This is a genomic window from Arthrobacter sp. Dra40 (genome assembly GCF_059091905.1).
Map to the genome: position 1 here is coordinate 1 of NZ_JBNHHB010000152.1, position 12,575 is coordinate 12,575.

At 65.8% G+C, this 12,575-nt stretch carries 11 protein-coding genes; 6 read left to right on the forward strand and 5 right to left on the reverse strand.

Annotation, left to right across the window (positions count from 1 at the left end):
- Positions 1–186: 186 nt before the first annotated feature.
- Both ppgK and map read right to left on the reverse strand, forming a co-directional pair.
- The gene (gene ppgK / locus AC5RWT_RS28420; RefSeq protein WP_494083111.1) at positions 187–1,005 is read right to left on the reverse strand and encodes a polyphosphate--glucose phosphotransferase; all 819 of its coding nucleotides are present in this window, start codon (positions 1,003–1,005) and stop codon (positions 187–189) included.
- Positions 1,006–1,098: 93 nt separating this feature from the next.
- A complete protein-coding gene (gene map, locus AC5RWT_RS28425) occupies positions 1,099–1,977 on the reverse strand; it encodes a type I methionyl aminopeptidase (RefSeq protein ID WP_494083112.1) in 879 nt (292 codons plus the stop codon).
- Between the two features lie 95 nt (positions 1,978–2,072).
- On the opposite strand from map, the gene AC5RWT_RS28430 reads away from it, so the two are divergent.
- Positions 2,073–2,234, forward strand: coding sequence for an SPOR domain-containing protein (locus AC5RWT_RS28430; protein WP_493967355.1), 162 nt, complete (start codon positions 2,073–2,075; stop codon positions 2,232–2,234).
- 29 nt (positions 2,235–2,263) lie between these two features.
- Here the strand turns inward: AC5RWT_RS28430 and panB are convergent, their stop codons facing one another.
- A complete protein-coding gene (panB, locus tag AC5RWT_RS28435; RefSeq protein ID WP_494083113.1) occupies positions 2,264–3,136 on the reverse strand; it encodes a 3-methyl-2-oxobutanoate hydroxymethyltransferase in 873 nt (290 codons plus the stop codon).
- Positions 3,137–3,299: 163 nt separating this feature from the next.
- On the opposite strand from panB, the gene AC5RWT_RS28440 reads away from it, so the two are divergent.
- The 5 genes from AC5RWT_RS28440 (at position 3,300) to AC5RWT_RS28460 (ending at position 10,420) form a co-directional block, all read left to right on the forward strand.
- Positions 3,300–4,640, forward strand: coding sequence for a glutamine synthetase family protein (locus tag AC5RWT_RS28440; protein ID WP_494083114.1), 1,341 nt, complete (start codon positions 3,300–3,302; stop codon positions 4,638–4,640).
- A gap of 8 nt (positions 4,641–4,648) precedes the next feature.
- Positions 4,649–7,666: a bifunctional [glutamine synthetase] adenylyltransferase/[glutamine synthetase]-adenylyl-L-tyrosine phosphorylase gene (locus AC5RWT_RS28445; protein ID WP_494083115.1), complete on the forward strand. Its 3,018-nt coding sequence runs from the start codon at positions 4,649–4,651 to the stop codon at positions 7,664–7,666.
- A gap of 106 nt (positions 7,667–7,772) precedes the next feature.
- Positions 7,773–9,239 carry an amino acid ABC transporter substrate-binding protein/permease gene (locus AC5RWT_RS28450; protein ID WP_494083116.1) on the forward strand — a complete coding sequence of 489 codons (1,467 nt, stop codon included), beginning with the start codon at positions 7,773–7,775 and terminating at the stop codon, positions 9,237–9,239.
- A complete protein-coding gene (locus AC5RWT_RS28455) occupies positions 9,236–9,964 on the forward strand; it encodes an amino acid ABC transporter ATP-binding protein (protein ID WP_494083117.1) in 729 nt (242 codons plus the stop codon). Before AC5RWT_RS28450 ends, AC5RWT_RS28455 begins: the two co-directional genes overlap by 4 nt.
- A gap of 123 nt (positions 9,965–10,087) precedes the next feature.
- Positions 10,088–10,420 carry a cupin domain-containing protein gene (locus AC5RWT_RS28460; RefSeq protein WP_494083118.1) on the forward strand — a complete coding sequence of 111 codons (333 nt, stop codon included), beginning with the start codon at positions 10,088–10,090 and terminating at the stop codon, positions 10,418–10,420.
- A gap of 44 nt (positions 10,421–10,464) precedes the next feature.
- Here AC5RWT_RS28460 and AC5RWT_RS28465 read toward each other — a convergent pair whose 3' ends face one another.
- Entirely contained in the window at positions 10,465–10,674 is a 210-nt protein-coding gene (locus AC5RWT_RS28465; protein WP_493967362.1) for a hypothetical protein, read from the reverse strand.
- 407 nt (positions 10,675–11,081) lie between these two features.
- A complete protein-coding gene (gene glnA, locus AC5RWT_RS28470; protein ID WP_494083119.1) occupies positions 11,082–12,506 on the reverse strand; it encodes a type I glutamate--ammonia ligase in 1,425 nt (474 codons plus the stop codon).
- Between the last annotated feature and the right edge of the window lie 69 nt (positions 12,507–12,575).

Sequence of the window (12,575 nt, forward strand, 5' to 3'; positions counted from 1 at the left end):
GTACGAATCGCTGGAGGATTTCGAGTCCGCCATCGACCAACTGCGCCACGACACGCAGAAAAACGGCCGGCAAGGGCCGGAAGGCCGGCAACGGCCGTTGACAGCGCAGTAGCGCGAAAGACTCCGGTGGCGGCTGCGGAGGGGAAGCCGAGGCCGCCACCGGCACCAACCGTTCTGCCGGCAGGATTAGTCCGCGAAGCCGAAGTGCATGGCCGCCTGCAGTGCCGCCCCGACGATCCCTGCGTTGTTCCGCAGCTGGGCCGGGATGATCGGTGTGGCGAGCCGGAGCCGCGGCAGGAAGTCCTCGCTCCGTTTGGAGATGCCGCCGCCAACGATGAACAGTTCCGGCGAGAACAAGAACTCCACGTGCGAAAAGTACCGCTGCAGGCGCTTGGCATACTCAGCCCAGTCCAGGCCGTCGCGTTCCCGGGCCACGGCGGATGCCTTTGACTCGGCGTCATGGCCGTCCAGTTCCAAATGGCCCAATTCGGCGTTGGGCACCAGCTTGCCGTCGAAGATGAAGGCCGACCCGATTCCGGTGCCCAGGGTGATGACCAGGACGGTTCCCTTCGCCCCCGTCCCCGCGCCGTAGCGCACCTCCGCCAGCCCGGCGGCGTCGGCGTCGTTCATGACCTGGACGGGACGGGACATCTTGTGGGTGAGCAGCGCGTCAACGTCGGTCCCGATCCAGCTCGGATCCACGTTTGCTGCCGAATGTGCAACACCATGGCGGATGATGGCGGGAAACGTGACGCCTACCGGGCGGTCGGGCGCCGGGCCCTCGGGGAGGGCGCAGAGCTCGTTGACGATGCGGGCGACGACGTCCGCCACGGCATCCGGGCTGGACGGCCGGGGGGTGTCGTAGCGGATGCGGTCACCAACCAGCTTTCCCTTCTTAAGGTCGACAATGCCGCCTTTAATGCCGGTGCCGCCGATATCGATCCCAACTGCGGACCGGGCTGCCAGCTTGGCCGACTTTTTGGCCTCGTCGTCCTGGGGCCCCATGCCACCTCCATGTGCGCTTGCATCCGGCGTGCCTCGCCGGACTACGGGAAGCCTACCCGCTGCGTCGGGCGGTGTCAGGCCGGTCGGCAGGGGCTAGGGGAGGGTCAGGATTTCCGCGCCGGATTCGGTGACCACCAGTGTGTGTTCGAACTGGGCGGTGCGCTTGCGGTCCTTGGTGACAACGGTCCAGTCGTCGTCCCACATCTCCCACTCGATGGTGCCCAGGGTCAGCATGGGTTCGATGGTGAAGACCATCCCCGGCTCGATCACCCTGCTGTAGGCGGGTGCGGCGTCGTAATGGGGGATGATGAGGCCGGTGTGGAAGGCCTCGCCGACCCCGTGACCGGTGAAATCGCGGACCACGCCGTAGCCGAAGCGCTTCGCGTAGGACTCGATGGTCCGGCCGATGACGTTGATTTCCCGGCCCGGGGCGACGGCCTTGATGCCGCGGCGCAATGACTCCTGAGTGCGCTCGACCAGCAGGCGGGACTCCTCATCGACGTCGCCCACCAGGAAGGTGTGGTTCGTATCTCCATGGACGCCGTCCAGGTAGGCGGTGATGTCGATATTGATGATGTCGCCGTCCCGCACCACCGTGCTGTCCGGGATGCCGTGGCAAATGACTTCATTGAGCGAGGAACAGATCGACTTGGGGAAGCCGCGGTAGCCCAGGCACGACGGATATGCCTGGTGGTCCAGCAGGAACTCATGCCCGATCCGGTCCAGCTCGTCGGTGGTCACGCCGGGTTCGATGTGCTTGCCGACCTCCACGATGGCCTGTGCGGCGATCCTTCCGGCGGTACGGATCTTCTCGATGGTTTCCGGCGACTTGACCTCGGAACCGGTGAATTTCGCCGGCGCAGGTTTCCACACGTACTCGGGCCGTTCAATCGAAGCAGGGACCGGCAACGTGGGGCTCACGGTGCCTTGAACGAGGGTTCCGACGGGTGCTGTTGCTGCGTTGTGGGGCATAGTATCGATCATATAGGTGCTGCAGAGGTGCCCGACAGCGGCCCGGGCGAGGGCCGGGAACGCCGGTCGGACACCGTCAACGTAAGGAGGCCGGCATGGCGGATTTCTGGTACAACGTGGTCACCCACCAGGTGGAAGTGGGCGCCCAGTCCGACTGGACCCAGCTGATCGGTCCTTACGAAACCCGTGAAGAAGCCGAGCACGCCTTGGAAAAGGTGCAGCGGCGCAACGAGGAGTGGGACGCGGAGGACGACTGATCCACTCCGGCGCTCGTCCCGGTCCGGGTCTAGAAGGAGTGTTCCGGGCCGGGGAAGGAGCCGTCCTGGACCTCCGTGCGGAAGGCGGCAGCGGCGTCGGACATGATGGTGCGCACGTCCGCATACTGCTTGACGAACTTTGCCATCTTTCCGCCGCGCAGGCCCACCATGTCCTGCCACACGAGCACCTGACCGGTGGTTGACGGCCCGGCACCGATCCCGACCGTGGGAACATGCAGGGCCTGGTCCACCCGGGCAGCTGCCTCCGCCGGCACCATCTCCATGAGCACAGCGAACGCTCCGGCTGCTTCCAGCGCCAGGGCGTCGTCGATGAGCCGCCGGGCGTCGTCGCCGCGGCCCTGCACCCGGTAACCGCCCAGCGCATGCTCGCTTTGCGGAGTGAAGCCGATGTGTGCCATGACCGGAACGCCGGCCTGCACCATCGCCCGGACGGAGTCGGCATAGTAGGCTCCGCCCTCCATCTTCACCGCGTGAACGCCGGTTTCCTTCAGGAAGCGCACAGAGGTTTCCACTGCCTGCGCAGGCGAGACCTCGTAACTGCCGAAAGGCAGGTCGGCAACGACCAGGGCGCTGCCGGCCGACCGGGCGACGGCCCGGCAGAGCGGAAGCATCTCGTCCACCGTGATCGGCAGGGACGTCTCATTGCCGAGCACATTGTTGGAAGCCGAGTCGCCGACCAGCAGCACCTCGACGCCGGCTGCATCGAAAATCTCTGCGGCGTACTGGTCGTAGGCCGTCAGCATGGCGAAGCGGCGGCCCTCGTCCTTGGCCTGCTGCAGGTGGTGGATGCGGGTGCGCCGTGCCGGTCGGGCAGGCGATGACGCCGCGGGCGTGCCGTAAGGAGCCGGCTGTTCCGCACCGGAAGACTGTGAAGTGGGCATGTGGTAGAGCCTAATCCTCCAGCGTCGGCTTCCTCCACTCACGCGCGGACACGTTACAGCCGACCGGCTTCGGTGGCGCTGCCAGTAGGCTAAGGGAAGCAGACCACGGCAGGCCCCGGCGGGCAGTTTCCGCTGCAGGGTCGGACACAGTGAAAGGCAGCACATGGACCGTCAGCAGGAATTCGTCCTCCGTACCATCGAAGAGCGCGACGTGCGGTTTGTCCGGCTCTGGTTTACGGACATCGTCGGGTCGCTGAAGTCGGTCGCGTTGGCACCTGCTGAAGTCGAAGGCGCCTTCGAGGAAGGCCTCGGATTCGACGGCTCCTCCATCGAGGGGCTGGCCCGGGTCTTCGAATCGGACATGCTGGTCCAGCCCGATCCCACCACGTTCCAGATCCTGCCGTGGCGGGGCGAGGCGGAGCAGACCTCGCGCATGTTCTGCGATGTCCTCACGCCCGACGGCGAGCCCTCCACCGCTGATCCGCGCAATGTGCTGAAGCGGACCCTGGGCAAGGCCGCGGAGATGGGCTTTACCTGCTATACGCATCCGGAAATCGAGTTCTACCTGCTCAAGTCCGATCAGTTGGGTCCGGACGGCGTGCCCGTGCCGGTGGACCATGCCGGCTATTTCGACCATGTGCCCGGCGGCGTTGCGCAGGACTTCCGCCGCACTGCCGTGACGATGCTGGAAAACGTGGGCATCTCGGTGGAGTTCAGCCACCACGAAGACGGTCCGGGCCAGAATGAGATAGACCTCCGCTACGCCGATGCGCTGCAGACCGCGGACAACATCATGACGTTCCGGACGGTAATCAAGGAAGTGGCCCTGATGGAGGGCATTTACGCCACGTTCATGCCCAAACCTTTTTCCGAACACCCCGGGTCCGGCATGCACACCCACTTTTCGCTGTTCGAGGGCGATTCGAACGCTTTCTTCGAAGCCGGAGCCGAGTTCCAGCTCTCGAAGACCGCTCGCCAGTTCATGGCCGGCATCCTGCGCCATGCGCCCGAGTTCACCGCCGTCACGAACCAGTTCGTCAACTCCTACAAGCGCCTGTGGGGCGGGGGCGAGGCCCCGAGCTACATCTCCTGGGGCCACAACAACCGCTCCGCGCTGCTGCGCGTCCCGCTGTACAAACCGAACAAGGGCCAATCCGCCCGGGTGGAGTACCGCGGCATCGACTCGGCGGCCAACCCGTACCTGTCCTACGCGGTGCTGCTGGGAGCAGGGCTCAAGGGGATCGAGGAGGGGTATGAGTTGCCGCCGGCCGCGGAGGACGACGTCTGGAGCCTCAGCACGGCGGAGCGGCGGGCCATGGGGCTGGACCCGCTGCCGTCCAGCCTGCATGACGCCATCCGCGCAATGGAAGAGTCGGAGTTGGTGGCCGGCATCCTGGGCGAGCAGGTGTACGAGATCTTTTTGCGCAACAAGCGTGCCGAATGGCATGACTACCGGCTGCAGGTCACCCCGCACGAGCTGAAGCGCAACATCGGAATCCTCTAGGACTGAAGGTGCTGACAAACCGGCGTTTGATCGCCCGCGGCTTCCACGATCTGGAGCGCAGTACCCGCTTCCTGCAGGCCGAGGAACTGTCCGGCATTAGCCAGGAGAGGCTTGACGCGGGGTTCGCGGTCAGCGCGGACCCGGATCTGGCCCTGGTGTCCCTGGTCCGGTTGCTGGAGAAGAACCCGTCATTGGCGGATGTCATCAACATGGGCGGCGACGCCAGCGAAGCCCTGTTCCGGCTGCTCGGGGCTTCGGAGGCACTGGCGGACTTCCTGCTCCGCCGGCCGGAGCACTTGGATGTCCTCCACACCGATATTGGACCGGAGCCCGGGCATGTACCGGCTTCCCGGCTGCGCAGCTTGCTGCTCCAGTCCGTCGGGGCGGACCCGCTGGCGGAACAACCGGTTGCCTCGCTGGCAGGCAAAGAGGCCTACATAGCGCTGCGGAGCACCTACCGCCGGCACCTGGCCGAACTCGCAGTCCGGGATCTCTGTGCCGCTTCACCGGTGGATTTCATGCCGGAGGCCGGCCGGGAACTGGCGGACCTGGCCGCCGCGGCGCTGGAAGCAGGGCTCGCGGTGGCCCGGGCTGAAGCAACCGAACGCTACGGTGCCGACGACGTTGCGGCGGTGCGGCTGGCCATCATCGGCATGGGCAAGTGCGGTGCGGGCGAGCTGAACTATATTTCAGACGTGGACGTGGTGTACGTCGTGGAGGCAGAGGGGCTCGACGACGGCGAAGGTGCGGCCATCGGCGCGGCCCTGGCCACCGGAACGGCCCGCGCCATCTCCTCGCCCGGACCGGAGCCCGGGCTCTGGGAAGTGGACGCGAATCTGCGGCCCGAGGGCAAGGACGGGCCGCTGGTGCGCACGCTGGAGTCACACCTGATGTACTACCGGCGCTGGGCGCAGAGCTGGGAGTTCCAGGCGCTGCTGAAGGCGCGGGCGGTGGCCGGGGATGCCGGGCTGGGCCGCCGCTACGAGGAAGCCGTGGCACCGCTGGTGTGGTCTTCGTCGGAGCGGGATGGCTTCGTTGAGTCGGTGCAGGCCATGCGGCGCCGGGTGACGGAGAACATCCCGGCCCATGAGCGCGGACGGCAGATCAAGCTGGGGCGCGGAGGACTGCGCGACGTCGAGTTCACCGTCCAACTGCTGCAGCTGGTCCACGCGCGGGTGGACGAATCCATCCGCCAGCGCGATACTACCTCAGCCATCACCGCGTTGAGCGTGGCCGGCTACATCTCACGGGCCGACGCCCGTGAATTCGACGAAGCCTACCGGTACCTGCGCGTCCTGGAACACCGCATCCAGCTGGTGCATCTGCGCCGCACGCACTTGATGCCGGACGACGAGCAGGCCCAGCGAGTGCTGGCCAAGGCCGCTCAGGGCGCGCTGTTGGAGAGGCGTCCGGCTCCGGCGGAGCTGATGGAGAAGTGGCAGCAGACCAAGCGCCGGGTGCGGGCGCTGCACGAGCGGATTTTCTACCGGCCGCTGCTGGCCGCCGCCTCGAACCTGAGCCTGGACGAGGTGCGGCTGACCCCCGAGGCAGCCCGGGGCCGGCTGGCTGCGCTGGGTTATCAGGATCCGCGCGGGGCGATGCGGCACATTGAGGCCCTGACCGGCGGGGTCAGCAGGAAGGCTGCGCTGCAGCGCCAGCTGCTTCCGGTGTTGCTCGAATGGATTGCCTCCGGCGTGGACCCGGACGCCGGGCTGCTGGGCTTCCGCCGGTTAAGCGAGCGGCTGGGCGACTCCCACTGGTACCTGGGCATGCTGCGCGATTCGAGCTCGGCCGCCGAACGGTTGTGCCACATCCTCTCCAGCAGCCGCTTCATCACTGACCTGCTGGAAGTCTCGCCGGAGTCGACGGCCTGGCTCGGCACCGACAAAGACCTCGTACCGCTCGGCTTTGACGCCCAGTGGCAGGAAATCCGGTCCAAAATGTCCCGGCACCCGGTGCCCGAAGAGGCGGTGCGGCTGATCCGGTTGATACGCCGCCGCGAGACGCTGCGCATTGCGCTCGCCGACTCCAGCGGATTGCTGGACCAGACCCAGGTCGGTGCAGCTCTGGCCGACACGGACCGGGCGGCGGTGCTCGGGGCACTGCATGTGGCCGAAACCGCCGTGCTGGAGGCGGAGGACCGGCAGACGGCGCTGCTGGTGGTGGCAATGGGCCGGCAAGGAGGACGCGAAATCAGCTACGGCTCCGACGCCGACGTGATGTACGTGCACCGGCCGTTGCCTGGCGCGGATCCCGGTCTGGCCCAGCAGCAGGCGGAGCGCATCGTCGCCCGCATCTCTTCCCTCCTGACCCAGCCGTGCACGCCACCGGTGCTGGCGGAACGGGTGCTGGAAGTGGACGCGTCACTGCGGCCGGAGGGCAAGAACGGGCCGATGGTGCGATCGCTGGATTCGTACCGCGAGTACTACCAGCGCTGGTCGTTGGTCTGGGAGGCCCAGGCCTTGCTGCGGGCGCGGCCGATGGCCGGAAACGACGACCTGGCCGAAGACTTCATGGCGCTGGTGGATTCCATCCGCTACCCGGAGGGACTCGGCAGCGACCAGGTGCGCGAGATCCGCCGCATCAAGGCCCGGGTCGAATCCGAGCGCCTGCCACGCGGCGCCGATCCGGCCCGCCACTTGAAGCTGGGCCGCGGAGGACTCAGCGATGTGGAGTGGCTGGTCCAGCTGCTGCAGCTGCAGCACGCCCGCAGGCTTCCGGAACTGCGCACCACCAACACCCTGGAGGCGCTTTCCGCCCTCGCCGTTGCCGGTTTGCTCCCCGGTGACGACGCCGACACGCTCGGCAGGAGCTGGAAGCTGGCAACCCGGATCCGGTCGGCGAACGTGATCTGGGCGGGCAAGAATTCCGACGTGCTGCCCGCCTCGCGCCGGGACCTGGAAGCGGTGGCGCGCTGGTGCGGGTATGAACCCGGTCACGCTGCCGCCATCGAGGAAGACTACCTGCGCCTGACCCGCCGCGCCCGGGCCATTTTCGAGCGCTACTTCTACGGTTACGGCACCTAGCCTCCCGGCGCCAAGTGGTGCCGCCGGTTGCGGATCTGTACCCTCATTGAGGATCTTTTGCGCCTTACACCGGCGTGCCCTGAGAACAATCAAGGAGCTGTTTAGTTTGCACACCCTCCAACGCACCGGGCTGGGACGGCGCCTGCTGGCCCTGACCGGGCTGCTGGCGGTGCTCTCGCTGGTCTTCGGCGGCAATGCGGCCGCGGCTGCGGTCCAGAACCCGCAGAGCGCCAGCGGCAAGAGCTACGTCATTGGTACCGACACAACGTTCGCCCCTTTCGAGTTCCGCCAGGGCGGGGAACTGGTCGGCATCGACATGGACCTGCTGCGGGCCATCGCGGAGAACCAGGGCTTCGAGGTGGAGATCCGCTCGCTCGGGTTCGACGCCGCCTTGCAGGCGCTGCAATCCAACCAGGTGGACGGAGTCATCGCCGGGATGTCCATCACCGACGAACGCCGGAAGGTCTTCGACTTCTCCGCCCCATACTTTGACTCCGGCATCCAAATGGCCGTGGCGCAGAGCAACAACGAGATCACCACCTACGAGGACCTCGCCGGCAAAACCGTGGCGGTCAAGCGCGGCAGCGAAGGTGAAGCCTTTGCCGATTCCATCGCCGACGAGTACGGATTCACCGTCAAGCCGCTGGACCAGTCGGCCACCATGTACGACGACGTCAAGGCCGGCAACTCGGTGGCAGTCTTCGACGACTACCCGGTGCTGGCCTATGGCATCGCGCAGAACAACGGTCTGAAAGCCGTCACCGAGAAGGAACGCGGCAGTTCCTACGGGTTCGCGGTGAACAAGGACCAGAATTCCGAACTGATCGAGGCGTTTAACGCCGGCCTGGCCGAACTGCAGGCCAGCGGTGAATACCAGCAGATCCTGGACAAGTACCTTGCCGCTCCGGACACAGCCGGATCGACCAGCTTCTGGCAGCTGCTCACCGACAGTCTTCCCGCCCTGATGAAGGGCCTGGGACTCACGCTGTTCGCCACGGCGGTGTCCATCATCATCGCCCTCGTCCTCGGCGTTGCCTTCGGGTTCCTGAAGGTATCCCGCCGCATTGTGCTGCGCGGTATCGCGACCACCTATGTGGGGATCTTCCGCGGCACACCGCTGCTCGTCCAGGCGTTCTTCTTCTACTTCGGTCTGCCGCAGTTGACCGGGGCGCCGATCGACGTCCTCACCGCAGGTGTGCTCACGCTGAGCCTGAACGCCGGCGCGTACATGACGGAGATCGTCCGCGGCGGCATCCAGTCAGTGGACCCGGGCCAGATGGAAGCCAGCCGCAGCCTGGGTCTGGGCTACTTCAAATCCATGCAGAAAGTCGTGATCCCGCAAGCGGTCAAGATCATGACCCCCAGCTTCATCAACCAATTCGTCATCACGCTCAAGGACAGCTCCCTGCTGGCGGTCATCGGTTTCGCCGAACTAACCTACCAGGGCCAGCAGATCTACGCCTCCAACTTCCGCACCGGCGAAACCCTGCTGATCGTGGCGGCACTGTACTTCGTGGTGATCACCGCGCTGATCAAGCTCTCCAACATCCTGGATAAGAGGTTCAACAAGTGAGCAAGATTCACGTCGCCGGGCTGAAAAAGAGCTTCGGCAGCAACGAGGTTCTCAAGGGCCTCGACGTCGAGGTGGCCGAGGGCGAAGTCGTGTGCGTGATCGGGCCGTCCGGGTCCGGCAAGTCGACCTTCCTGCGCTGCCTTAACAAACTGGAGGACATCAGCGGGGGAACCGTGGTGGTCGACGGTTTCGACCTGACCGATCCGAAGGTCGACCTGGACACGGTGCGCCAGCACATCGGCATGGTCTTCCAGCATTTCAACTTGTTCCCGCACAAGTCAGTGCTGGAGAACATCATGCTGGCTCCCGTGGAACTGAAGAAACTCGGCAAACCGGAAGCACGGAAGAAGGCCTTGGAACTGCTGGACCGGGTCGGCTTGTCAGACAAAGCCGACGCCCGACCGGCCCAGCTCTCCGGCGGCCAGAAACAGCGCGTCGCCATTGCCCGCGCACTGGCCATGAATCCTGACATCATGCTCTTCGACGAGGCCACCAGCGCCCTGGACCCGGAGATGGTGGGAGAGGTGCTGCAGGTGATCAAGGACCTGGCGGCGGAGGGCATGACCATGGTGGTGGTTACCCACGAGATGGGCTTCGCCCGCGAAGTCTCGGACCGCGTCATCTTCATGGCCGACGGCTACATCGTGGAAGAAGGTCGGCCGGAGGACCTCTTCGGGGCTCCGCAGCAGGCACGCACCCAGGACTTCCTGGCCAAGGTGCTCTGAATGGACGACGGCGGTGTCCCCGCCTCTAGGGGGGCGCCGCTGTCCGCCTGGCCGTGCCTCTGTGGCTGGCGGCGGGAGGCCGGGTTAGGCTGAGGCTTAGCCGAGCCCAAGGAGACGCCGGAGATGACCGACATTGAAGTGATCGGACGAGAACACCTTGCCGCGGCGGTCGGAGCGCCGCACGGACGCAGCGCCGCCTTGGTTGCCCAGGACGGTCCGCTGCGCCAGACAGTGCTGGCCTTGAAAGCCGGCGCAGAGCTGGGCGAGCACAACCCTCCGGTGGCCGCCACGCTGCTGGTCCTGGAAGGGGCTGTCACCGTGGTCTCCGCGTCCGGGCGCATGGCGGTCAATGAAAACCAACTGGCCGTGATTCCGCAGGAGCGGCACTCGGTCGAAGCGTCCGAAGATTCGGTCTTCCTGCTGACCGCCGTCACGGCGACCCGCCAAACCACCTGACTGGCCTGCGGGACGGCACGCACCTGCTGACAGCCTGCGAGCCGTCAGGGCGGCCCCAAACCGCGCAGGGCGTTCCGGATGATCGCCACGACACCGGCGAACAGCAGCGCGGTGGCAGTGAAAACCAGCGAATACGCCACCCCGACGCGAAGGATGACCAGGCAGACCAGGAACATCACCGCCGCCCCGATGAGCGCTGCCCTAACCGGGCGCGGCGTACCGTTTTGGGGCGCGGAGCCCCCGCTTTCGCCCATTGCCCCATTTTGCCATGCGCCTTTCACCGGGGGACAGCGCACCTGGTTACGCCTCCGATGGGCTTGATCCAGCCAAAGGGGAAGGCCTCCGGAAAGGGAGCAGCCCCGCCGTGATGGGGGGTGGCGGGGCTGCTCTTTCGCAAGGCGCCTACAGTGCCGCACCAGCTCTTGGGGGGATGCCGGGGCACTACGCGGAAGGCGCTCCGGACAGTCTGCCACGAACGGCGTGGTTAATCGAGTCATTGCGGGACAGGATTGGACAACTTGCCCATCCGTCTTCCGTCCAGGGCCCGTGAGGCACAGAAGCGGCCCTCCATCCGCGTGGTTGCCAGAGGGAGGGCCGCTTCATCGGTTCGCGTCCGCGGGTAATCGCTGCGGTCTACCTGCCGTTCAGCCGTGCTAGCCGGCTAGCAGCCGTAGTAAAGCTCAAACTCGTACGGGTTCGGGCGGGCGGCCAGCGGCGCAATTTCCTCTTCGCGCTTGTAGGCGATCCAGGTGTCGATCAGGTCCTGGGTGAAGACACCGCCGGCCTGCAGGAATTCGTTGTCCGCCTCCAATGCCTCGAGCGCTTCCTCCAGTGAACCCGGAGCCTTCTGGATGTCCTTCGCCTCTTCAGCGGGCAGCTCGTAGAGGTCCTTATCGATCGGGTCGGCCGGCTCGATGCGGTTCTTGATGCCGTCCAGGCCCGCCATCAGCTGCGCGGCGAAGGCCAGGTAGGGGTTCGAGCTGGGATCCGGGGCGCGGAACTCGATGCGCTTGGCCTTCGGGTTTGAACCGGTGATCGGGATGCGGATGCCGGCCGACCGGTTGCCCTGCGAGTAGACCATGTTCACCGGGGCCTCGAAGCCCTTCACCAAACGGCGGTAGGAATTCACCGTGGGGTTGGTGAACGCCAGCACCGCGGAAGCGTGCTTGAGCAGGCCGCCAATGTACCAGCGGGCGGTGTCGGAGAGGCCGGCGTAGCCCTTCTCGTCGTAGAACAGCGGCTGCCCGCCGGTCCACAGCGACTGGTGGCAGTGCATGCCGGAGCCGTTGTCACCGAAGACGGGCTTGGGCATGAAGGTGGCGGACTTGCCCCAGGCGTCGGCGACGTTCTTGACGATGTACTTGAACTTCAGCAGATCGTCGGCGGCGTGCGTGAGGGTGCTGAACTTGTAGTTGATCTCGGCCTGCCCGGCGGCGCCGACCTCGTGGTGGGAGCGCTCGACCTCGAGGCCGACGGCGTCCAGCTCCACGCAGATCGCGTCGCGGAGGTCCGCCTGCTTGTCGGTGGGAGCGACCGGAAAATAGCCGCCCTTAATCGGGGTCTTGTACCCCTGGTTGCCGCCTTCTTCCCTTTTGCCCGAATTCCAGTACGCCTCGACCGAGTCCACCCGGTAGAACGAGTGCTCGGGGCTGGACTGGTAGCGGACGTCGTCGAAGATGAAGAATTCGGCTTCCGGGGCGAAAAATGCGGTATCGGCGATGCCGGTGGAGGCCAGGTACGCTTCAGCGCGCTCGGCCACGCCGCGGGGGTCGCGGTGGTACGGATCGCCGGTACGCGGGTTCACAATGGAGAAGTTCAGCGCCAGCGTCTTCTCGACGCGGAACGGATCAATGAATGCGGTGGAAACATCCGGGATCAGCTGCATGTCGGACTCGGCGATGCCCTGGAAACCGCGGATCGAGGAGCCGTCGAAAAGCTGCCCGTTCACGAAGAAGTCGGCGTCAACCGTCTTGGCCGGCACATTGAAGTGCTGCTGGACGCCGGGCAGGTCGGTGAAACGGATATCGACGAACTTGACGTCTTCGTCGGCGATGTACTTGAGGACCTCGTCCGCATTCTTGAACATCGGGTCATGCTCCTTACGCATTCTGGGGGAACCTGCCTCCGCTGTACGGGGCCGGCAACAGTTACAACA

Excerpts from the sequence above, each read along its gene's own strand:
- ppgK (WP_494083111.1), bottom strand. The coding sequence starts at position 1,005 with ATGGGGCCCCAGGACGACGAGGCCAAAAAGTCGGCCAAGCTGGCAGCC.
- map (WP_494083112.1), bottom strand. The coding sequence starts at position 1,977 with ATGCCCCACAACGCAGCAACAGCACCCGTCGGAACCCTCGTTCAAGGC.
- AC5RWT_RS28430 (WP_493967355.1), top strand. The coding sequence starts at position 2,073 with ATGGCGGATTTCTGGTACAACGTGGTCACCCACCAGGTGGAAGTGGGC.
- panB (WP_494083113.1), bottom strand. The coding sequence starts at position 3,136 with ATGCCCACTTCACAGTCTTCCGGTGCGGAACAGCCGGCTCCTTACGGC.
- AC5RWT_RS28440 (WP_494083114.1), top strand. The coding sequence starts at position 3,300 with ATGGACCGTCAGCAGGAATTCGTCCTCCGTACCATCGAAGAGCGCGAC.
- AC5RWT_RS28460 (WP_494083118.1), top strand. The coding sequence starts at position 10,088 with ATGACCGACATTGAAGTGATCGGACGAGAACACCTTGCCGCGGCGGTC.
- AC5RWT_RS28465 (WP_493967362.1), bottom strand. The coding sequence starts at position 10,674 with ATGGGCGAAAGCGGGGGCTCCGCGCCCCAAAACGGTACGCCGCGCCCG.
- glnA (WP_494083119.1), bottom strand. The coding sequence starts at position 12,506 with ATGTTCAAGAATGCGGACGAGGTCCTCAAGTACATCGCCGACGAAGAC.